Here is a 22,075-nt window from a genome sequence, read left to right on the forward strand (position 1 = left end):
GCCGCAGTCGATGACTTTCATCGGCCGCACCCCAACCCCGCAATTCATTTACCCCTTTTTTCATGCGTAATAAAGGTATAGTCATTGCGCTGACGCTTATCGTGTCGGCGTTGTGCGTCTACTTTCTCTACTTCACGTTCGTCTCGCGGCGGGTGCAGGCCGATGCCGTGCGCTACGCCACCCACAACGGTGAAGTCAACCAGCCCCAGCGCCAGCACTACCTCGACTCGGTGTGGCGGGCGCCCGTCACCAGCGTGCTCGGGGCCGATTACACCTACCGCGACGTGCGCGCCTCGGAGCTGGGCCTCGGCCTCGACCTGAAGGGCGGCATGCACGTGACGCTGGAAGTGTCGCCGGTGGAGATTGTGCGCGCCATGGCCGGCAACTCCAAGGATGCCAAGTTCAACCAGGCCCTGCGCCGCGCCCAGGAGCTGCAGAAGCAGAACCCGAGCACCTCGTTCACGGCCCTGTTTGGTCAAGCCTGGCGCGAAGTGGCCCCCGGCGACCGGCTGGCCCGCATCTTCGCCAACACCACCAACCGCAGCCGCAACATCGACGCCGGCACCACCGACGAGAAAGTGTTGCGCACCATCGACCAGGAAGTGGAGGAGGCCATTACCCGCGCCTTCACCATCCTGCGCACCCGCGTCGACAAGTTCGGCGTGAACCAGCCGAACATTCAGCGCGTGAAGGGCACCGGCCGCATCCAGGTGGAAATGCCCGGCGTCGACAACCCCGACCGTATCCGCAAGCTGTTGCAGAGCCAGGCCAAGCTGGAGTTCTGGGAAGTGTGGAACATCGACGAAATCGGGCCGTTCCTGACCCAGGCCAACGAGCTGGTCATTGCCCAGGAGAAAGCCGCTAAGAACGGCACCGCCACCACGGCTGCCGCCACCCCCGGCGACACCACCGCTGCCGCTGCTACCGCCGCCGCCGACACCACTTCGCTGGCTGGTAAGCTGGCCAACAAAACCAAGGACGCCAAAGCCGCCGCCAAGGACACCAGCGCCGCCGCCCAGCAGGGCCAGGGCCTGTTCCGCTACCTGACGGCCGTGGGCCCCGGCACCCTAGGCGCCCGCCTGCGCGACACCGCCCGCGTCAACAAGCTGCTGGCTTCGCCCGAAGTGCGCGCCGCGCTGCCCCCGAACCTGACCTTCCTGTGGAGCTTCAAGCCCGACGTGATTGGCAAGGAAGAGATGCTGACCATCTACCCAATCCGCAAGTCGCGCGACCAGCAGGCCCCCATCGGCGGCGAAGTGGTAACCGACGCCCGCCAGGACTACGACCAGAGCGGCCAGCCGGAGGTATCGATGCAGATGAACCCCTCGGGCGCCAAGAAGTGGCAGAAGCTGACCGGGGCCAACGCCGGCCGCCAGGTGGCCATCGTGCTTGACGACCAGGTGCAGTCGGCCCCGCGCGTCAACGGCGAAATTGCCGGGGGCAACTCCAGCATCTCGGGCTCCTTCACCATCGACGAAGCGCAGGACCTCGCTACCAAGCTGAAGTCGGGTACGCTGCCGGCCCCCACGCGCATCGTGGAAGAAGCCGTGGTGGGTCCCTCGCTCGGTCAGGAAGCCATCAACCAGGGCCTGTACTCCTCGCTGGCTGGTCTGGGCGTCATCATGCTGTTCATGGCCTTCTACTACGGCCGCGCCGGTCTGGTCGCCGATGCCGTGCTGCTCTTCAACATGTTCCTGATTCTGGGCGTACTGGCTCAGTTCAGCACCGCTCTCACCCTGCCCGGCATTGCCGGTATGATCCTGGTCATTGCCACCTCGGTGGACGCCAACGTACTGATCTTCGAGCGGATCCGCGAAGAGCTCAACCACGGCCTCTCGCACAAGGACGCCATCAACAAGGGCTACTCGCGCGCCTTCACGGCCATCTTCGACACCAACGTCACCACGCTGATTATTGCCATCATCCTGGGCTTCTTCGGCACGGGTCCGGTGCAGAACTTCGCCGTGACGCTGGGTATCGGCGTGTTCACCTCGTTCCTCTCGGCCTTCTTCGTGTCGCGCCTCATCATCGAGTGGCTGATCAAGGGCAAGGAAACGACCCGCATCACCTTCTCGACCTTCCTCTCGCGCAACCTGTTCCAGAACGTGAACTTCGACATCGTGGGCAAGCGCTACTTAGCCTACGCCCTCTCGTCGTCGATCATCGTGATTGGCTTTATCCTGATGTTCATTCAGGGTGGCCCGAACCTGGGCGTGGACTTCCGTGGGGGCCGCGCCTACGTGGTGGACTTCAACAAGGAAATGGTGGCCTCCGACGTGCGGGAGCACCTGCACGGGGTGTTCCAGGATGCCGGTACCGAGGTGAAAACCTACGGCTCGCCCGACCGCCTGCGCATCACCACCGGCTACCTGGCCGATGACGAGAGCGTAACTGCCGACCAGAAAGTGCGCGCCGCCCTCGACCGCGGCCTGCAGCAGTACGCCGCCGACGCGCCGGTGGTGCAGAGCACCTCGAAAGTGGGCGCTACCATTGCCGACGACATCAAGAAAACCTCGGTGCTGAGCCTGGGCCTGACCCTGCTGGCCATCTTCGTGTACGTACTCTTCCGCTTCGAGAAGTGGCAGTACTCGATGGCCGCCGTGGTGGCGCTGTTCCACGATGCGCTGTTCGTAATTGCCTGCTACCCGATTGCGCGGGCCCTGGGCATGAACCTGGAAATCGACCAAGTATTCGTGGCCGCCGTGCTCACGGTAATCGGCTACTCGATGAACGACACCGTGGTTATCTACGACCGGATTCGCGAGTACCTCAAGGAAAACCCCAACCTGACCTTCGCGCAGGTGGTGAACCCGGCCCTGAACAGCACCTTCTCCCGCACGATGATTACCGCCACGACCATCCTGATGGTAGTGACGGTGCTCTTCTTCTTCGGCGGCGAGACGCTGCGCTCGTTCTCCTTCGCCATGATTGTGGGTATGATCATCGGGACGTACTCTTCGCTGTTCATTGCCGCCCCGCTCATTCTCGACACCTCGGCCGGCAAGGCCAAAGGCAAAGGCTCGGAACCCGGCGCTCCGACCGACGCCGCCGCGCCCAAGCTGTCGACGGCCCTGCAATAAGGACCACGGATTCAGAAGGATTATTGCGGATTCTACGGATTTCGTGAACGATTCGGCAAGCAGCCCGACCTCAACAGGTCGGGCTGTTTTGTTTTGTGGGTATGTCAAGGTCAGGATTAAAAGTCTTAATCAGACATTGACATCCGCTAATATTTTATTTAACTATGAAGGTTGCCGACAAGCGGTGGATACTAGTTATCAGTTGATTTCCACTGGTTTTGTCGGCTGGTGCTTTCCCTGAAAATCGGTTGTCACTGAATTTCATGTAGCTACATGGCTTTTCGGGAATTTTAGGAATTATCAAGCAACCATTTGTCCAGCAGCCTGCGAGTTGCCAGCTGTAAACTTCTCCCACCGCCGTGTCCTCCGCTCAGCCCGACCACGACCCCGATTTGCTGCTTGGCCTGCTTGGCGGCTGCCAGCGGGCTGACCGTGGCAGCCAGCGCCGGCTCTACATGCTGTACTACAGCTACGCCATGGGCATCTGCCTGCGCTACGCCCGCACCCGCGACGAAGCCATGGAAGCCGTCAACGACGGGTTCATGAAGGTGTTCCGCGACGTGACGCGTTTCGACACGACGAAATACGACCAGCTGACCAGCACCTTCCGCGGGTGGCTGAAGCGCATCATGATTCACACCGCCATCGACCAGTACCGCGCCAGCGGCAAGCACCGCCTGCAGCAGTCCATCGACGACACGCCGGCCCTGCAGTACGCCGACGACCACTACACCGCCCTCGACGCGCTGAGCTACGACGAAATCATTGAATTGGTCGGTCAGCTCACCCCCGGCTACCGGGCCGTGTTCAACCTCTACGTCATCGACGGCTACACTCACGAGGAAATTGCCAGCCAGCTCGGCATTTCGGTGGGGGCTTCCAAGTCCAACCTCTCCAAGGCCCGGGCCCACCTGAAAACCTTGCTCTTTAAAAACCGCCACCATGCATACGCCGGATCTATCGGATGAAGAACTCGATGCGCTGTTTCGGCAGGGCGCCGAGCGCTACCCCGAGGAACTGAACCTGGGGGCGTGGGCGCGCATGGAGCAGAAGCTGGACGAGGCCCACGTGCAGCAGCTGGTCAACCGCAAGGTGGCCCGCCTGTTCGCGGCCGAAATCGGTATCGTGGCGGTGCTGCTGCTCATCTGGGGCGGCTACCGCGAATACCTGCCGCTATCGGAAACCGCCGCTCCGGCCGCTGCCGCCGTGGTGGGACATGCAGCCGCACCGGGTAATGATGCATCGGCACCGATTCGCCCCGGCGCAGCAGCCGGCACGACGCGTAAGCTGAGCCCCGCCGCTGAGGTGGCCGCCGCAACCGCCGCTGCCAGCCAGACCGCTGAACCGGCTGAAACGAGGACCGAGGCACCAGGTCAGCCGCCGGTAAATGCTGCCGATCCGGCCGTGTCGGCACCCGCGGAGCTGGCCGTCGGGCCAAATTCGCGCCGCAAAACGCGCCGCGTGCCGTTGACCGCGGGGGCTCTGGCCGCTGATGAACCAGGTGCGACGACGGAAGCCGGCGAGGCAGCTACCAGGTCGGCAGCCGGCCGGACGCCCAACCGCCGCCGGCGCCAGGCTAAGCTGAACGCGGCGCTACTGGCGGCGGCAACCGCCCGTCCGAAGCATCCGGCGGCTAGTGCCGCTGCCAGCCGTGAAATGAGCGCCCGGTGGTCTGAGCATACGATTCCCACCACGGCTGCCGCGCTGAACGATGGTTCGGCACCGGCTGCCGCTGAAGCCGGGACGGGGAGCAAGGCCGCCAGCCGTACCAACCGCAACGTCGGTTCCAAAGGCGGGCAAGGCACTTCGGCTTCGACGGGCTTGCTGCCGCTGCCTTCTGTCAGCAGCAATCAGGCAGGAGCCTTACAGCCCGCCTCTGAATCGGCACTACTGGCTGCTCCAGCCGCTGCCGCGACGCGGGGCAACGCTACCGGCACTACGACTGCCGGGGCGGACCAACCCAACAACGAAGGCGCCGGGCTGACGGCCGACGCGCTGCGGCCGCTGACGACGGCGCTGCTGACGATGCCCGCCGAGGAACTGCCCGCTACGCTGCCGGCCGACAGCATCGTGCGGCGCCGCCCGCGGCCGTTCGTGCCCAGCCGCATCTTCATCACTGGGCTGTACGCGCCGGAGCTGACCACCGTGCGCAACGCCGGCTTCGAGCGGCCAGGCCACAGCGCGGGCATTCAGGTGGAATACCTGCTGCTGCCGCGGCTGCGCCTGAACGTGGGCCTGCTCAGCTCGATGAAATACTACCAGGCGCGGGGCTCCGACTATACCTGGCCCCGGCCGCCGATGTACACCATTCCGCGCGTGGAAGGCACCTGCCGAATTACCGACGTGCCGGTGAACCTGCGCTTCGATGCCATGCAGGGCGTGCGTTACCGGGCTTTCGTCAGCGCGGGGCTGTCGTCGCTGCTGATGCGCGACGAGCAGTACTACTACCACTACAACAACTACGGTACCTCCTACAGCCGCACCTGGCAGGTGAAAAAAGGCAGCAAGCACCTTTTCAGCGTGGTCAACCTCTCGGCCGGGCTGGAGCGCCAACTTTCGCTACGCTGGGCCCTGCAGGCCGAGCCCTACGTGAAGCTGCCCCTGGGCGGGGTAGGGGCGGGCAAGGTGCGCCTGAGCAGCGGCGGCGTGTTCTTCGGCCTCAAGTACGGCTTGTAACTTCTCATCCTCTCCACCGGGCGCGGGCCACTGGTCCGGGCTACATTTCCTCCACCATACCATGTTTTCACGGCAAATACCCCGCGTGCTTGGCCTAGCGGCGGCAGTGGCCCTGGCGGCCGGTGCTGCGCTGGGCGTGAGCAGCTGCTCGTACCAGAACGAGCAGGAGCTGTTCGCGGGCGAGCAAATCAGCTGCGACACCGTCAGCGTCACCTACCGCGGCACCATCGCCCCGCTGCTGGCCCAGCACTGCCAGCGCTGCCACGGCCCCACCCGCGCCGAGAGCGGGGTGGTCGTCACCTCGCACCACGACGTGCAGACGCTGGGCCGCACCGGGCAGCTGCTGGGCGTGATTCAGCACAAGCCGGGCTACCCGGCCATGCCCGACGACGAGCCCATGCTCGGGGCCTGCGACATCAATAAAGTGAAGATCTGGGTGCGCGCCGGCATGCCCGATAATTAATCCTACCCAAGCCTCCACCAACCATGAAACGCCTTTTCACCCTGCTGGCCGCTACCCTGCTGCTGGCCGCGCCCCTCTCGGCCCAGCAACGCTATACCACGCGCTCGGCCAGCATCGATTTCTTCTCCGATGCCCCGCTGGAAGACATTTCGGCCAAGAACACCCAGGTTACGGCCGCCATCGACCTGCTCAGTCAGCAGATGGCCTTCGTGGCAACGATGAAGGAATTCGTGTTTCCCGACGGGCTGATGCAGGCGCACTTCAACGAAAACTTCGTGGAATCGGAAAAGTACCCGCGCGCCACCTTCAGCGGCCGGCTGCTGGGCATTCCGGAAAGCGGCATGCCCACGGCGGGAATCGTGCCGGTGGAAGTGGAGGGCGACCTGACCATTCACGGCGTGAAGCGCCGCGTGAAAGTGCCCGGCACGCTGGAGTTTATCGACAAGCAACTGGTGGCCAAGGCCAAGTTTTCGGTAGCCCCGGCCGACTACAAGATTGACATTCCGAGCTTGATCAAGGAGCACATTGCCAAGACGGTGGACATTACGGTGTACGCCGTGTGCGCCCCGCAGATTGCCCCGCCCGTGTCGCAGCAGCAAGCCACGCCGCCGGCCCGGCCCTGATAACCCGCCTTCTTCCTCCACCACCTCCTCCGTATGCTTACTCTTTACCCCACGCCGCTGCGGCGGCTTTTGCTGAGCGGAGCCCTGCTGCTGGGCCTGCACCTGACGGCCGCCGCCCAGGACGACCTGCTGCAGCAGCTGGAGCAGCAATCCACCACCGAGGCCAAGCCCGACTTCGCCACCGGCACCTTCAAGGGCACGCGCATCGTCAACGGGCAGTCCATCGAAACGCCGGCCAGCGGCTCCATGCAGTTTCTGATCGGGCACCGCTTCGGGCAGCTCAACAGCGGCGCCTACAACTTCTTCGGGCTCGACCAGGCCACCATCCGCCTCGGGCTGGAGTACGGGCTGAACGACCGGCTGGCCGTGGGCATCGGCCGCAGCTCCATGGACAAGACTTTCGATGGCTTCGTGAAGTACAAGGCGCTGCGGCAACACTCCGGCCCCCACGCCGTGCCCGTAACGGTGACCTTGCTGGCCACCAGCACCATCACCACGCTGAAATTCCCCGTCGGGGCCGACCGCAGCACCTCTTCGCGCATGGCCTACAGCTACCAAGCCTTGGTGGCGCGCAAGTTCAGCCCCGGCCTCTCGGCCCAGCTGATGCCTACGCTGGTACACCGCAACCTGGTGCCCCTGCCCGGCGACGACAACGACGTGTACGCCGTGGGCGGGGCCGTGCGGCAGAAGCTCACCAAGCGCATTGCCCTCACGGCCGAGTACTACTATGTGCTGTCGAGCACCACGGCCAACCAGACGCACAACCCGCTGGCCCTGGGCTTCGACATCGAAACCGGCGGGCACGTGTTTCAGCTGCACTTCACCAACGCCCAGGGCATGGTGGACCCGCTGTTCATTCCGCGCACCACCGGTAACTTCTTCAAGGGCGACATTTTCTTTGGCTTCAACATCAGCCGCTCCTTCGGGCTGAATCACAAAAAGCAGTAAACCAATCCTGTAGCGCGAACCAGTGGTTCGGGAGCGGCAGCCCGGTTTGTAATCCGAGTGTCGGCCGGGCTGCCCCCACGCGAGCCAGCCGGCCGGGCCGGCGGTTCGCGCTACAGGTTGCCAAACGGGAAGCTCCGTTTCGGGTGTCCGGCCGCGCCAATGGAGGAGGCGTGCGGATGTCCTAACGCACGACGGTAGCGGCCGCGCCGCCGGCAACGGAGCTTCCCCATTATGCCAGGATGCCCGGTCGATTGGCCGGGCATTTCTGCGTTTGGCGCGGCTGGGTGCGGGGCCGCCACACGTGGGGAGACGCGGCCGGTAGTGCGGGCAAGCGGGGCGTTGCCCAACACCAGAAGCCACCCGGCCGTTAAACTGAACGGTTGGTGGGACATAGCGCCAACGCGACGCCATGCGCAAGCTGCTTTCCTTTCTCGCGCCGCTGATAGCCAGTACGGGCTGCGGCGACTGTGTGCCCGTCGAGCCGACGCCCGACGAGCGGGCCTGGGTGGAGGTGTACCGGCCCGGTCAGCAGATTACGTTTCGCAGCAACCGCGGCGCCACCAACGTGCTGACCATGCAGCCGCTCAAGGAAATGCGCAGCAACCAGGACTGCAACAAGCTGGAATCCGGGAAGTACCAGCCCCTGCGCCTGACGCTGGTGCTGCAATCGGCTACCAACCACGGCGGGCCGGAAAACCCCAGCTGGTCGCTGCAACTGGACAAAACCAGTCCCGAGCGCCCGGCCACGCTGCTGTTTAACCTGGCCGGCCTGCTCGGCGACAACAGCGACGTGCCCGGCGGCAAGGTATTCAAGCTGCTGCCGGCCCCGGTGACGCTCAGCAACGGCCGCAGCTTCCCCGCGGCCTACGCCATCCGCAATGGGCAGAACGCCATCTACCTGCGCGGTAGCCAGCTGCGGGCGGCCTACTGGGACCAGCGCGCCGGCCTGCTCCGCTACGAGCTGGAGAGCGGGGAAGTGTTCGACCTGGCCAACTAACGGCCTATTGTAGAGAGGTATAATTGCGTGTCGTCGCCCGCGCCGCGTGGGAATTGTTCACGCATGAATCGTTCCACGACGAGACGCAACCTTGCGTTTCCACATCGTTCGACGACCCGTAACCAATCTGGCCCGCTCATAAACGACAACAGCCCCGGTCACGTGACCGGGGCTGTTGCTGAACGGAGAAAAGTCGGAATCAGGCGTTAGAACGAAGCCGTGACGCCTTCGGCCACTACTTCCTTCACTTCGGGAACCATGCGCTTGAGCAGGTTTTCGATGCCCGATTTCAGCGTCACCGTGGCCGAGGGGCAGCCTGAGCAGGAGCCCTGCAGGTTCACCGTCACGATGCCTTCGTTGTAGCTCTTGAAGGTGATGTTGCCGCCGTCCTGCTCCACGGCGGGACGCACGTAGTTGTCGAGCAAGTCGATGATTTTCTGGGCCGTGGCCTGGTCTTCGGCCGAGCCGGCGGCGCCAGCGGCTTCCTGCTGGGCGGCGCGGTGCTCGGTCACGGGGTCGACGAGGAAAATGGGCCCGCCCGACTCCACGTAGGACTTCAGGAAGGTGCGCAGCTCCGGAATCAGGTGCGTCCAGGTCAGGTCCGACGACTTGGTCACCGTCACGAAGTTCTGGGCTAGGAACACGCGGCTCACGTAGTCGAACTTGAATAGCTCCTGGGCCAGCGGCGAGTTGGCGGCGGCTTCGGCATCGGGGTAGTCCACGCTCACCCCGTCGCTGAGCAGCTGGGTGTTGAGCACGAACTTCATCGACTCGGGGTTCGGGGAGGCTTCGGCGTAGATGGACACCGAGCCGGCGGGGGCGGTAGTATTCATGGTTGAGACTGTGCTGCTTAGAGACGAAGAGGGAGCCGCAAGGAAGCGGATTTGGTGTATAACCGCAACTGCCGGCCCGCGGTTGCAAAAGTAACAGATTGCGGCCGCCCGGTAGGCGAAAATACCCGCTGGCGGGTATGGCGGCGAGGCCGCCGCAGCGGGTAGTTTTGGCCTTTGCCCGAGCCCGGTTGCTATGAGGCGCCGCCTGCTGTTGCCCTTCGGCCTGCTGACCCGCCGCGCGGAGGCTGTGGCTAGGCCGTGGTGGCCGGGTGGCCGGAATATTTCCTAGCATCTCCCCGATGACCCGAATTTCGTTGCTCTTCTGCTGTTTGGGGGTGCTGTGGCTGGCGGCCGCGCCGGCGTATGCCCAGACGCCCCCGCTGGATGTGCTCTGCGACGAAACCTTTCAGCATCCGCCGCCCGACCACTACCTGCTGGGGCAGTTTCAGAACAACTCCCTCGCGCTGGGGCCCGAGGGCTACACCATGCGCTTCACGGCCGCGCAGCCGACGCTGGTGAACCAGTCTACCAACCCGCCCGGCCCGGCCCTGAACCAGCAGACCGACTTCGTGCTCGAAGCAGAGGTGCGCGGGCAGGGCTCCATCGGATTCTACTGGGGCGGGCAGTCGTCCGCCGAGGGCAACGAGTTCAACCTGTTGCAGCTCGACCTGGCCAATGCCGGCAGCCCCGGCTTTTCGGTGTGGCAGTTGCGCCGGGGCAGCCAATGGACCAAGCTGACCAGCGGTGCCCTGCCCGGGCCGGCCGCCGCGCCCGACTGGCACGCCCTGCGCGTGGCGCGCCGGGGCGACGCGGTGCAGTACTGGCTCGACGGCACCCAGGTGTGGCAGCAGCCCTGGAGCCCGCCCCCCGGCCGTAACGTGGGCCTGACGGTGCAAAACCCCGGCTCCCTCATCACCCTGCGCCGCCTGCGCATCCTGCATCGATACCACCTCAACCTGGCCCCCAACCTGCCCGCCGGCCTGCGCCGGGAGCGGCTCACGGCGCCGGGTCTGAACACCGAGCGCGAAGAAAGCTCGCCCCGGGTATCGGCCGACGGGCGGTGGCTGTACTTCGCCCGCGTTATGGGCGACAATAAGGCCGTGGACAGCTCCACCGGCTACAACTCGGACAGCTACGTGACCGAGCGGCAGGCCGATGGCAGCTGGGGCCCCGTGCGCGCCCTGGGCTACCCCATCAACAACGACGTATCCAACTACCCGCAGGCCGTGTCGCCCGACGGGCAAAGCCTGCTGCTGGGCGGCCTCTACACCCCCGAAGGCCGGGGCGGCGGCATGGGCTACTCGCACAGCCAGCGCCAGGCCGATGGCAGCTGGACGATGCCGGCCGCTCTCATTCCCGCCGCCGACGACAGCCAGCAGCCCGCGTTCGGGGTGCGCAACCAGTCGGGCGCCCTCGACGCCAGCGGCACCGTACTGGTGCATTCGGCGGTGCTGGCCTCCGACCTCAACAACACCGAGCTGTACCTGCGCCGCCGCTTGCTCGATGGGCACTGGTCGCCCTCGGTGCCGCTGCCAGCTTCCATCAACACCGCCGGCAACGAAACCACGCCTTTCCTGGCTCCCGACGGCAAGACGCTCTATTTTTCCTCCGATACCCACCCCGGCTACGGCAGCTTCGACGTGTTCGTGAGCCGCCGGCTCGACGACTCGTGGGCGCGCTGGAGTGAGCCGCTGAACCTGGGGCCGGCCGTCAACTCCGCACTCAGCGAAATCGACTTCTCCACCACCGCCACCGGCGACTTCGCCTACTTCGCCAGCGTCGACAACCTCACCATGCTGGGCGACATCTACCGGATGGCCCTGCCGACGGCCCTGCGCCCCACGGCCACCGTGCTGGTGCGCGGCCGCGTGCTCGACGCCCGCACCGGCCAGCCCGTGCCCGGCGCCCAGCTGCGCTACGAGCAGCTGCCCGACGGCCGGCAGGCCGGCGAGGTGCCCGCCACCGCGGCCGGTACCTTCGAAATAGCCCTGCCCGCTGGCCTCCAGTACGGCTTCCGGGCCGAGGCCACGGGCTACCTCACCGCCTCCGACAACCTGGACCTGGGCGCCACCGCCACCGGCGAAGTCAGCCGCGACCTGTACCTGCTGCCCGTGCTGCCCGAGGTGGCCCCACTGGCCGCCGCGCCGGTGGCCGTGGCCGCCGCCTCGGTCGGCACCCCGGCCAAGGTGGCCCCGCTGACGCCGCCCCGGCCCACCGCGGCGCGGCTGGTGCTCAACAACGTGTTTTTCGAGCAGGGCAAGCCGGTGCTGCTGCCCGCTTCCTTCCCCGAGCTGAAGCGCCTGGCCCAGACGCTGCGCGACAACCCCACGCTGCGCATTCGCCTGGAAGGCCACACCGACAACCAGGGCGACGCTGCCAAAAACCAGCTGCTGAGCGAGCTGCGCGTGGCCGAAATCAAAAAGTACCTGATCCGCCAGCAGGTGGCCGCCGACCGGCTCGAAACCGTGGGCTACGGCCCCACGCGCCCGATAGCGGCCAACGACGTGGAGGCCAACCGCCGCCGCAACCGCCGCGTCGAATTTGCCATTCTGCAGCGCTGAGCCGCCTTTCCCCTTTCTGATGATGACTTTACCCCGATTCCGGCGCGTGGCGCTGTTGGTGTTAGCCGCGCTGCTGAGCGGGCGGCTGGCGTCGGCCCAGCAGCTGGTGCCCCGCCTGCTGCTCGACGAGGATTTTCAGGACAACCGCCGCAACTGGCCCCTGGGCGAGCTGGGCAATGCCCGCTACGAGCTGAAGCACGGCGAGTACAGCGGCGAGGAATACACCCACAACAACCGCCAGCGCGTGGCCCTGATTCAGGTGCCGCTGCGCGCCGACCGCGACTTCGACATCGAGGCGGAGTACCGCACCAACAACGTGGGCACGCTGGCCTGGGGTGCCCGCGACGAGTACAACATGCAGCTGTTCGGCATCAATCCTGACAAGCACGTGTCCATCTGCGGCTGGCAGCGCGGCACGTTTTTCTGGGGCGCCCCCGAAAGCACCACCGCCCGCGGCATCAGCCAGAAAGGCTGGAATACCCTGCGTCTGGAGCGGCGCGGCGGCCGGGTGCGCTACTTCATCAACGGCGAGCAGGTGGCCGAAACGGCCTTTGCCGGGCTCTGGGGGCAGGGCATCGGGCTGGAAACCAACCGCAGCTCCACGGCCCGACTGCGCCGCCTGCGGGTGTGGCAGCTGGAGCCCGCTCCGCCGGCCGCCCCGGCGCCGGTAGCAGCCGCGCCGCCCGCCGCGCCTGCCCCCACCGAAACGGCCGACGCGGCGGAGGCGCTGGCCACGCCGCTGCACGCCGGGCAGCGGCTGGCGTTGCGCAACGTGTTTTTCGTGCAGGGCAAGCCGGAGCTGCTGGGCACCAGCAAGCCCGAGCTGGCGCGGCTGGCGACGGCCCTGAACGGACAGCCCGCGCTGCGCATCCGCCTGGAAGGCCACACCGACAACCAGGGGCCGGAGGAGAAGAATCAGACCCTGAGCGAACAGCGCGCCGAGGCCATCAAAGCCTTCCTGGTGAAATACGGCGTGGCTGCGGCCCGTCTCCAAACGGCCGGCTACGGTTCCACTCGCCCGGTAGCGGCTAATGATTCCGAGCCGAACCGCCGCCGCAACCGCCGGGTGGAATTCGTGGTCGTGGAGTAAGCTGCGGGCCGGGCTGGCCCCGTAGCTTTGGGCATGGCTGCCACCGTTTCCCGCCTCACCCGCGCCCTGTTCCGCCCCGTCGACATTGCCTGGCTGGTGTATCTGCGCCTGGGCGCGGGCTTTCTGCTGGCCCTGGAGCACGGCGGCGGGCTGCTCATCGGGCGGGTGCGCAACTACACCGCGCCGCGCTTTCACCTGCGCTACCTGGGCTGGGAATGGCTGCCGCACCCGCCCGCCGGCGTCATCTATGCCCTGTATGCGCTGATTGTGGCCGCCGGCCTGGCCGTGGCCGCCGGCTGGCGCTACCGTTGGGCCGCCGCCCTGCTCAGCCTGGGCTACGTGGCCCTGCTGCTGCTGGAAGAAACCGAGTACATCAACCACTTCTACCTCTACGCCCTGCTGGCGGCCGTGCTGGCCCTGCTGCCCGCCCACCGCGCCGCCTCCGCCGACGTGCGCGCCAGCCGCGTGGCCCCCGTCGCCACGGTGCCCGCCTGGATGCGGGCCCTCATTCTCTTTCAGGTCGGCGTAGTGTACGTGTTTGCCGCCCTGGCCAAGCTCAACCCCGACTGGCTGGCCGCGCGCCCGCTCAGCGTGTGGCTGGCGGCTAAGGCGCACTACCCGCTCGTCGGCGGGCTGCTGGCGCACCCGAGTACCGCCTGGCTGCTGAGCTACGGCGGGCTGGCCTTCGACGCGCTGGTGGTGCCGCTGCTGCTCTGGCGCCGCACCCGGGTGTGGGGCTTCGCCTGGGCGGCCCTGTTTCACCTCTCAAACGTGGTAGTGTTCGGCCTGGGCACCTTTCCGTGGGTGGCGCTGCTACTCACCAGCCTGTTTTTTGCCCCCGATTTTCCGCGCCGCCTGCCCGGTTTCGCCGGCCGCTGGTTTCGTAGCCGATTGCCCGCGGTGCCTGCCACTGAGCCGGCCGCATTGGTCACCGATAACTTGCCCCCGGCCCCGACGCGTCGCCGGGTGCTGGCCGGCCTGGCCGCTTTCGTGGCGGTGCAGCTGCTACTGCCGCTGCGCCACTTCCTTTACCCCGCCGACGCGCACTGGACCGAGGAAGGCCACCGCTTCAGCTGGCACCTGATGCTGCGCGCCAAGCAGGGCTCGGCCAGCTTCCGCGTACGCCTGGCCAATGGCCGCGAAGAAACCGTCTGGCCCGATCAGTACCTGACGCCCAACCAGGCCCGCAAGCTCGTCGACAGCCCCGATCTGCTCCTACAGTTTGCCCACCTGCTGGCCCAGGACTACCGCCGGCGCGGCCTGCCACCCGTCGCCGTGTACTGCGACTCGCACCTGAGCCTGAACGGCCACCCCGCCCGCCCGCTGGTCAGCCCCCGGCTGAACCTGCTTACCCAACGGCGCGGCTGGGGCCACTACCCTTGGGTGCTGCCGGGGCCGGGCGAGGAAAGTAATCCGGACCGGTAAAGACCCGTTGGATTATGAACGGGCTGACTTGCTACACCCGGCTCCCGCGGGCCCGCAGCAGCATATCGGCCAGCACCAGCGCCGTCATGGCATCCACGATGGGCACGGCGCGGGGCAGCACGCAGGGGTCGTGGCGGCCTCGGCCGGCCAGCTCGATGGGCTGACCCTGGTCGTCGATGGTTTGCTGGGGCTGCAGAATGGTGGCCACGGGCTTGAAGGCCACGCGGAAGTAGATGTCCTGCCCATTGGAGATGCCGCCCTGAATGCCGCCGGAGTGGTTGGTACGGGTGCGCACCTGCCCGGCCTCGTCGGTATAAAAAGCGTCGTTGTGCTCCGAGCCGAACAGCAAGGTGCCCGCGAAGCCCGAACCGTACTCGAAGCCCTTCACGGCGTTGATGCTCAGCATGGCCTTGCCCAATTCCGCGTGCAGCTTGTCGAACACCGGCTCGCCCAGGCCGGCGGGCACGCCGCGCACCACGCCTGTTATCAGCCCGCCCACGGTGTCGTGCCGGTCGCGGGTCTGCCGGATCAGCTGGGCCATGCGCTCGGCCGTGTCGGGGTCGGGGCAGCGCACCAGGTTCGAGTCGATGAGCGCGAGGTTGAGCTGCTCGTAGCCCACCGGCACGGCCACCGCCCCCACCTGCGACACGTAGCTCTGCACCGTGATGCCGTGCTGGCGCAGAAATGCGGCGGCTACAGCCCCGGCGGCCACGCGGGCGGCCGTTTCGCGGGCCGAGGAGCGGCCCCCGCCCCGGTAGTCCCGGTGCCCGTATTTCTGGTCGTAGGTGTAGTCGGCGTGCGAAGGCCGGTAGGCGTGCTGAATGTGCGAGTAGTCGTGGCTGCGCTGGTCCTGGTTGCGAATCAGCAGCGCAATGGGCGTGCCCGTGCTCCGCCCCTCAAACAGCCCCGACAGCACCTCCACCTCATCGGCCTCGCTGCGCGGCGTGGTCAGCTCCGACTGGCCCGGGCGGCGGCGGTCCAGCGCGTGCTGAATGTCGGCCACCTCTACGGCCAGCCCGGCCGGGCAGCCGTCGATAATCACGCCGATGCCGGGGCCGTGCGACTCGCCGAAGGTGCTGATGCGAAACAGGGTGCCGTAGGAATTGCTCATGGGGGCAAAGGTAGACGGCGGAAAGCCGTGGTGCTGCGCTGACGCGAATGACACAGCTGTACGGCATGTCATTGCTGGGGCTACGCTTCGCAATGACAGCGGGGTGGTCGTCGGCTTTTCCTGGCGTACCTGCGTACTGCCAGGCGTTACCGTTCGCCATGCCCTGCCTTTACCGCTGCCTGATTCTCGCCTGCCTGCTCGGCCTCAGCCAGCGCGCCCGCGCCCAAACCAGCCCGCCGCCCCGCCGGCTGGACCGCGCCTTCCAGACCTGGTACAACTACACCGGCGACCATCAGCTCACCGACTTCTGGGGTCTGCACACCGAAGCCCAGCTGCGCCGCGCCGATTTGCTGCCCCGGCGCCAGCAGCTGCTGCTGCGCCTGGGCCTGAATCAGCACTGGTCGGATAAGCTGCAGACGGCGGCCGGCTACACGTTCCTGCGCACGTATCCCTACGGCGAGTACCCCGAAGGCCACAGCTGGGAGCACCGCGGCTACGAGGAAGTGCAGCTGGCCGACACGCTGGGGCGCCTGGCATTGGGCCACCGCTTCCGCCTGGAGCAGCGCTGGATTCGGGGCGCAGGCGAAGCCGGTCCGACGTTCAGCAACCGCGCCCGGTACCAGTTCAGCGCCCAGCTGCCCCTGCAAGGCCGCCGCGTCGACCCCAAGGAGTGGTACCTGACTGCCTACGATGAACTGTTCGTGGGCTTCGGGCGGAATGTGGACCAGTCTTTCAATCAGAACCGCCTCTACGCCGCCCTGGGCCGGCAATTCACCAAAGCCGGCAGCGCCGAGCTGGGCTACATGTACCACGTGAAGGCCCACGGCGACGGCCGCACCTTCGAGCGAAACCACACGCTGTACGTGGCCGTGACCTACGACCTGGATTTGCGGCGGAAATAGCGCGAGCTTTATAGTTCGCGTATCGTTACTGACGGCCGCACGACAATCGTTCAGGCGTGTTGTTCAACGAAACGCGAACTGAAAGTTCGCGCCACAACTCGTCAGATAATCAGCCGCACGCCGCCCAGCTCCGAAATCTGGTAGGGAAACTGGTCGCCGGGCGAGCCGATGAACATGAAGTTCTTCGGAATGCCCCACTCGCGCGACAACTCGTCGATCAGCTCGGGCCCGAACTTGCCTTGCCGGGTCACGAATTCCACCTCGATCTGCTCATAGGCGCGGTCGAGCACGCGCACGTCGTTGAGCAGCTCGGGCGCTACTTGCTCCCCCTCGCGCAGCAGCGTCACGATTTTCAGGCGGGTGGTGAATTCGTTTTCCACCACGTAGGTCATCACCTTGTTGAGGTTCGATACGTTGTCGCCCTTGGTAAAAAACACGAATTCCTGCTGGTTCAGCTCGCGCAGCAGGCGGCGCACCGTGAGCCGTCCGTAGCGCGACCAGCTGCCGTACCGCTCCGAGAGGCGCTGAATGCCGTGCAGCAGCAGCTTCAGAATGGCCACCCGCTCCAGCATCACCACCACCAGCAGCATGGTGGGCACGAAATACTGCAGGAAGGTCACGAGGTGGGCGGGGTGCAGCTTGATGTTGCCGAACAGCCCCACCACCACGCCCAGCAGGGCCAGCACCACCGTCGGGATGGTGGCGTAGACGGGCCGGGGCAGGCGCCGCCGCTTGCCCTTCAGCAGGAAGTTGCCGATGGCGAAGAAGGCCATGACCGAGAGAAAGGAAATGGTGTAGACGCCCGCCAGCGGCCCGAGCTGCCCGCGCGTGATGAGCAGGATGCTGATGCAGAGCGCGAAGAAGCTGATGAGGATGATGTAGTTGCTGCCGCGGCGGTTTTCCTTCAGAAAGCTCTGCGGCCAGATGCGGTCCAGGGCCATGCGCTTCATCAGCCCGCTCACGCCCACGAAGGACGTGAGCACGGCCCCGCTGAGCACGGCCACCGCGTCGATGGAAATGAGCGCGGCCAGCCAGCGGCCCCCGGCCACCTGGCCGAGGTAGGAGAGGAGCGTTTCGGTGTGCTGGCCCACCGTCAGCAGCGGCAGCACGCCCACGGCCAGCAGGGCCAGCACTGGGTTGAAGAAGCTCACCACCACCCACATGTTGCGCAGCGTCTTCTGAAACACGCCCGGCGCCTGCTCCTCCACGAAGTTGGCCGAGCTTTCGAAGCCCGAAATGCCCAGCATGGCCGCGCTGAAGCCGTAGAACAGCGCCGTGCCCAGGCTGCCGTGCAGCGGCGCCCGGAAGTTGAGGTGGAGCGTATCTAGGCCGTGCGTGACCAGGTACCAGGTGGCGGCGCCCACCAGCAGCACCAGCGTGGCCAGGTGCACCAGGAAAATCACCACCGCCACCTTCGCCGACTCCGACATGCCCAGCAGCGTGAGCACCAGGAACAGCCCGAGCAGCCCCATGGTAGCCGGCAGCACCGGCAGCGGCTCCCAGAGCGTGTGCAGGTAGTGCATGGCCTCGCTGGCCGAAATAACCGCCGTGGCCATGTAGGAGAGGATGGTGAGGGCCGCCGCCAGCGAGGCGTTGCTTTTGCTGGTGGTATTCAGCAGCACGTTGTAGGCCCCGCCGTTGAGGGGCAGGGCGCCCACCACCTCACCGTAGATTTTGCGGAACAGAAACAGCACCGCCGCCACCAGCAGCAGCGCCAGCCAGGCATACTGCCCGGCGTAGGTAATGGCCAGGGCCGACACGTAGAGGCACGACGAGGAAATGTCGTTGCCGCAGATGGCAGTGGCTTCCAGCTCATTCAGCTTGGTATGCGTGCTCATGGGAGAGGAAAGCGAAAAGGAGGGAAGCAGGCGGCGCATAGCCTACGCGCTGCCGGGCCAAAAAGATGAAGATATTCCGCCAATAACCCCGCAACTACCCCAGGCCCGACCCCGCAAACGCCCGCCAAGCATCCCGAATCGTTTATCTTTGAGCTTCCCATCCCAACTCATCCCACGCATGTCTTCCGAAACCGACGTCCTCTCGCCCAAGGCCCAGGTGCAGCGCAACAAAGGCTCCCTGAACGCCGCCGGGTTCACCGATTACTACGACATCGACGACCTGCTCACCGAAGAGCACAAGCTCATCCGCCAGAGCATCCGTGACTTCGTTAAGAAGGAAATCAGCCCCAACATCGAGAAGTGGGCCCAGCAGGCGCACTTCCCCTCCGAAATCGTGCGCAAGTTCGGCGAAGTGGGCGCCTTCGGCCCCACCATCCCCACCGAGTACGGCGGCGGCGGGCTCGACTACATCAGCTACGGCCTGATCATGCAGGAAATCGAGCGCGGCGACTCCGGCATGCGCTCCACCGCCTCGGTGCAAGGCTCCTTGGTGATGTACCCCATCTACCAGTACGGCTCGGAGGAGCAGCGCCGCAAGTACCTGCCCAAGCTGGCCTCCGGCGAGTGGCTGGGCTGCTTCGGCCTCACCGAGCCTGACCACGGCTCGAACCCTGGTGGCATGACCACCACCATCAAGGACATGGGCGACTACTACCTGCTCAACGGCGCCAAGCTGTGGATCAGCAACTCGCCCCAGAGTCAGGTGGCCGTGGTGTGGGCCAAGGACGACAACGGCCGCATCAAGGGCGTCATCGTGGAGAAAGGCATGGAAGGCTTCACCGCCCCCGAAATCCACAACAAGTGGAGCCTGCGCGCCAGCATCACCGGCGAGCTGGTGTTCGACAACGTGAAGGTGCCCAAGGAAAACCTGCTGCCCAACGTGGAAGGCCTCAAAGGCCCGCTCGGCTGCCTCGACTCGGCCCGCTACGGCATTGCCTGGGGCGCCATCGGCGTGGCCATCGACTGCTACGAGTCGGCCCTGAAATACTCGCTGGAGCGGGAGCAGTTCGGCAAGCCCATTGCCTCGTTCCAGCTGCAGCAGAAGAAGCTGGCCGAAATGATTACCGAAATTACCAAGGCCCAGCTGATGGTGTGGCGCCTGGGCATGCTCAAGAACGCCGGCAAAGCCACCTCGGCCCAGATTTCGATGGCCAAGCGCAACTCGGTGGAAATTGCCCTGCACATTGCCCGCGAAGCCCGCCAGATCCACGGCGGCATGGGCATCACCGGCGAGTACCCCATCATGCGCCACATGATGAACTTGGAGTCGGTCATCACCTACGAAGGCACCCACGACATCCACCTGCTCATCACCGGGGCCGATATTACGGGCATCCAGGCGTTCAAGTAAGCCTTTTGTCGCAGCCTGAAAACGGCCGCCTCCCTGTCAGGGAGGCGGCCGTTTTCGTTTCTTGTGCTCATGAACCAGGAAACCGTCCGCTACCTGATCAACTACTACCCTCAGCTGATGACGGCGGCTGAACGGCGGCTGCAAACCCACGTTGTTTCCACGCAAAAGCTGGCGGCGGTGGCCCGGCCCGAGTCCCGGCCGCGCTTCCGGCAGTGGATGGAGGAGCGCGACTTGCTGGTCCACGACGAGGCACTGCTGAGTCGCCTTGCCAACGGCCCCGACGCGTTTTTTCAAGCCACGGCCGAGCGCATATACCGGGAGCACGGCGGGGAGCTGCTGCTCAACAACTGCCCGCATTGCGGCCGCATGGCCCGTACGCCGCAGGCCCGGCAGTGCCGCCACTGCGGCCACAACTGGCACTGAGCGGTATCTTGCGGCCCAATGGGAGCTAGCTGTGAACTAAGACGCATCAGCGCCGCCGATGGCCTGTTTTTTCTGCAGAATCCGCGGGCCCTGGCCCGGCAGGTGAAAGCCGAATCCGAGCAGCACTACGCCGATTTACAACGCCTGGGCTATGCGGCCCAGCAGGCGAATCATGCGCCCGATCCAAACGTGCGCTATTACGACTGGATTGTCTTAGTGGCGCAGACAGCGGGCAGCAACGCCGCCTGGCAGCTTCTGGTTGAGGAAAGCCACGTAGTCGGTGAGCTGGAAGAACAATGCCTGATGGAGTGCGAAGCCCGGCTGCTGCTGCCCGCTCAGGTACGGGCGCTGACCATAGCCATGCGCAGTGCCAGCCAGCCGGCCGAGCTGTACCCCGATCAGGCGGAAGATACGCTTGCTGAATTGCAGCAATTGCAGAATGACTTCAACCGCTTTCTGCGGGCAACAACTGACACGGGCCAGGCTCTGTTGCTGCTCACGGGCCCCTGAAGCGACCAGCGGGTTTTTACGGTTTCTTTAAAAGCGCCTGAAAGCCTGAGCATCTGCCGAGCAAACGGGAAAATCGGATTACAGCAGCTCCGTCAACTCCCGAACTTCCGCCGCGGCTTGGGCGAAGTCGGGGTGCTCAGTTCCGAAATGCGCCTGCACCCGCTGGCAAAACGCCTGCAGATCAGCGGGGCCGGTGGTAGTGACCATATCGAGCTTGTCCTGCTCGTAGGTGGACACGAAGGGCCGCGGCGGATCGGGGTTTACGATCCGGGACGCTACCCAGTCGGCCCAGGTGCCTTCGGGGGTAAGCTCGACGAGCAGGGCCAGCAGGGTAACCTGGGCGGATTGGTAGAGTACCAGCGCCTCTTCTTCGGAAAGGCTGATTCCCCGGTCAGGGGGCAAGCCGATCAGGCGCTGAAACAGGGGCAGGCGGGCACTGGCCTGCGTGAAACTCAGGCTCGGCAGACCGTGCACCAGGCCGTGGTCGGAAATATACGGGAGGTGGTCGATCAGGCTGACGGCGAGCAGCAGGAGCTGGGCCAGCTCGGGCGAAACCGACTCGAAGGGCGCCGATGCAGGAGTACCGGGGGCTGGGCGGGGCGCCATGCCCGAGCGGACGGTATGGCCAAGACGGGCAAACAAACCCTGCAGCGCCAGCTGCCGCAGGTGCAGCTCTTCCGTCAAGGAGCTGTTCTTGCTGGTCACGCGCCGGATGAGCTGGAGCGGGGCTTCCAGGCAGTGGCGGCTATTCCGGTACTTCAGCTCCAGGGCGGCTGCCTGCTCGTCCGGGTCATCGTTGGGGTGCAGGGAGGACGCTATTTTGCCCCAGATAGGCGGGCATTCCAGGGCTAGGCGGGCCACCACCAAGTAGCGGTGCATAGCGGGCAGGTCGGCGCGCAGCTCCTCCAGCAGTTGGGGAAGCTCGCGCACGTTCCGGCAGCGAACCTGCTCTTCGGCCGTAAAGCCAAATTCCTGATCCAGGATGCGGGGCAGCGGGTCGTGTGAATTCATCAAGAGCAGGGAAGTGGTGACATGGGCTAAGGTCAGCCCTACTGGTACCGCATCAACCAGAAAGTTGTCATCCGTGGGCAGTTCATCGTCGGAGAAAATAGCAGACATACTAGAGGGAAATAAAGCAAGCAATGCAATTATAGAAGATCCGGCCAACGATTCATCAGGCACGG

General features: G+C 65.5%; 18 protein-coding genes. 14 read left to right on the forward strand and 4 right to left on the reverse strand.

The window, feature by feature from the left end; genetic code table 11:
* Positions 1-62 precede the first annotated feature (62 nt).
* The 7 genes from secDF (at position 63) to FDY95_RS17965 (ending at position 8,787) form a co-directional block, all read left to right on the forward strand.
* Positions 63-3,080, forward strand: coding sequence for a protein translocase subunit SecDF (gene secDF, locus FDY95_RS17935; protein WP_138079860.1), 3,018 nt, complete (start codon positions 63-65; stop codon positions 3,078-3,080).
* Between the two features lie 359 nt (positions 3,081-3,439).
* Positions 3,440-4,048 (forward strand): RNA polymerase sigma factor, encoded by a 609-nt coding sequence (locus FDY95_RS17940; RefSeq protein ID WP_246074069.1) that lies wholly within the window; start codon positions 3,440-3,442, stop codon positions 4,046-4,048.
* The gene (locus FDY95_RS17945; protein ID WP_138079861.1) at positions 4,023-5,756 is read left to right on the forward strand and encodes a hypothetical protein; all 1,734 of its coding nucleotides are present in this window, start codon (positions 4,023-4,025) and stop codon (positions 5,754-5,756) included. The genes FDY95_RS17940 and FDY95_RS17945 overlap by 26 nt, the downstream gene beginning before the upstream one ends.
* Before the next feature lie 61 nt (positions 5,757-5,817).
* Positions 5,818-6,219 carry a c-type cytochrome gene (locus tag FDY95_RS17950; RefSeq protein ID WP_138079862.1) on the forward strand — a complete coding sequence of 134 codons (402 nt, stop codon included), beginning with the start codon at positions 5,818-5,820 and terminating at the stop codon, positions 6,217-6,219.
* Positions 6,220-6,242: 23 nt separating this feature from the next.
* Positions 6,243-6,842 (forward strand): YceI family protein, encoded by a 600-nt coding sequence (locus FDY95_RS17955; RefSeq protein WP_138079863.1) that lies wholly within the window; start codon positions 6,243-6,245, stop codon positions 6,840-6,842.
* A gap of 33 nt (positions 6,843-6,875) precedes the next feature.
* A complete protein-coding gene (locus tag FDY95_RS17960; RefSeq protein WP_246074070.1) occupies positions 6,876-7,790 on the forward strand; it encodes a DUF5777 family beta-barrel protein in 915 nt (304 codons plus the stop codon).
* A 409-nt stretch (positions 7,791-8,199) separates the two neighbouring features.
* Complete coding sequence (locus FDY95_RS17965) at positions 8,200-8,787, forward strand: hypothetical protein (RefSeq protein WP_138079864.1); 588 nt, start codon at positions 8,200-8,202, stop codon at positions 8,785-8,787.
* Positions 8,788-8,993: 206 nt separating this feature from the next.
* Here the strand turns inward: FDY95_RS17965 and FDY95_RS17970 are convergent, their stop codons facing one another.
* On the reverse strand, positions 8,994-9,620 hold the full coding sequence (locus tag FDY95_RS17970) for a NifU family protein (RefSeq protein ID WP_138079866.1): 627 nt from the start codon (positions 9,618-9,620) through the stop codon (positions 8,994-8,996).
* Positions 9,621-9,919: 299 nt separating this feature from the next.
* Between FDY95_RS17970 and FDY95_RS26395 the strand changes: the two genes are divergently transcribed.
* The 3 genes from FDY95_RS26395 to FDY95_RS18000 are packed head-to-tail and all read left to right on the forward strand — an operon-like array spanning position 9,920 to position 14,696.
* Positions 9,920-12,181, forward strand: coding sequence for an OmpA family protein (locus tag FDY95_RS26395; RefSeq protein WP_171025731.1), 2,262 nt, complete (start codon positions 9,920-9,922; stop codon positions 12,179-12,181).
* A 22-nt stretch (positions 12,182-12,203) separates the two neighbouring features.
* Positions 12,204-13,271 carry an OmpA family protein gene (locus tag FDY95_RS17995; RefSeq protein ID WP_171025732.1) on the forward strand — a complete coding sequence of 356 codons (1,068 nt, stop codon included), beginning with the start codon at positions 12,204-12,206 and terminating at the stop codon, positions 13,269-13,271.
* Between the two features lie 33 nt (positions 13,272-13,304).
* On the forward strand, positions 13,305-14,696 hold the full coding sequence (locus FDY95_RS18000) for an HTTM domain-containing protein (protein WP_138079870.1): 1,392 nt from the start codon (positions 13,305-13,307) through the stop codon (positions 14,694-14,696).
* A gap of 31 nt (positions 14,697-14,727) precedes the next feature.
* Here FDY95_RS18000 and aroC read toward each other — a convergent pair whose 3' ends face one another.
* On the reverse strand, positions 14,728-15,807 hold the full coding sequence (aroC, locus tag FDY95_RS18005) for a chorismate synthase (protein WP_138079872.1): 1,080 nt from the start codon (positions 15,805-15,807) through the stop codon (positions 14,728-14,730).
* 158 nt (positions 15,808-15,965) lie between these two features.
* Between aroC and FDY95_RS18010 the strand changes: the two genes are divergently transcribed.
* Complete coding sequence (locus FDY95_RS18010; protein ID WP_171025733.1) at positions 15,966-16,709, forward strand: DUF2490 domain-containing protein; 744 nt, start codon at positions 15,966-15,968, stop codon at positions 16,707-16,709.
* 101 nt (positions 16,710-16,810) lie between these two features.
* On the opposite strand, the gene FDY95_RS18015 is transcribed toward FDY95_RS18010, so the two are convergent.
* Positions 16,811-18,547: an APC family permease gene (locus tag FDY95_RS18015; protein ID WP_138079875.1), complete on the reverse strand. Its 1,737-nt coding sequence runs from the start codon at positions 18,545-18,547 to the stop codon at positions 16,811-16,813.
* 178 nt (positions 18,548-18,725) lie between these two features.
* Here FDY95_RS18015 and FDY95_RS18020 point away from each other — a divergent pair, with 178 nt between their 5' ends.
* The 3 genes from FDY95_RS18020 to FDY95_RS18030 all read left to right on the forward strand — a co-directional run bounded on the left by FDY95_RS18020 (position 18,726) and on the right by FDY95_RS18030 (position 20,891).
* Positions 18,726-19,958, forward strand: coding sequence for an acyl-CoA dehydrogenase family protein (locus FDY95_RS18020; RefSeq protein WP_246074071.1), 1,233 nt, complete (start codon positions 18,726-18,728; stop codon positions 19,956-19,958).
* 69 nt (positions 19,959-20,027) lie between these two features.
* Positions 20,028-20,381, forward strand: a complete 354-nt coding sequence (locus FDY95_RS18025; protein WP_138079877.1) for a hypothetical protein — start codon at positions 20,028-20,030, stop codon at positions 20,379-20,381.
* Between the two features lie 102 nt (positions 20,382-20,483).
* A complete protein-coding gene (locus FDY95_RS18030) occupies positions 20,484-20,891 on the forward strand; it encodes a hypothetical protein (protein ID WP_138079879.1) in 408 nt (135 codons plus the stop codon).
* Positions 20,892-20,969: 78 nt separating this feature from the next.
* On the opposite strand, the gene FDY95_RS18035 is transcribed toward FDY95_RS18030, so the two are convergent.
* Complete coding sequence (locus FDY95_RS18035) at positions 20,970-22,010, reverse strand: hypothetical protein (protein ID WP_138079881.1); 1,041 nt, start codon at positions 22,008-22,010, stop codon at positions 20,970-20,972.
* Between the last annotated feature and the right edge of the window lie 65 nt (positions 22,011-22,075).

Source organism: Hymenobacter jeollabukensis (assembly GCF_005771675.1).
Classification (GTDB): Bacteria; Bacteroidota; Bacteroidia; order Cytophagales; family Hymenobacteraceae; genus Solirubrum; species Solirubrum jeollabukense.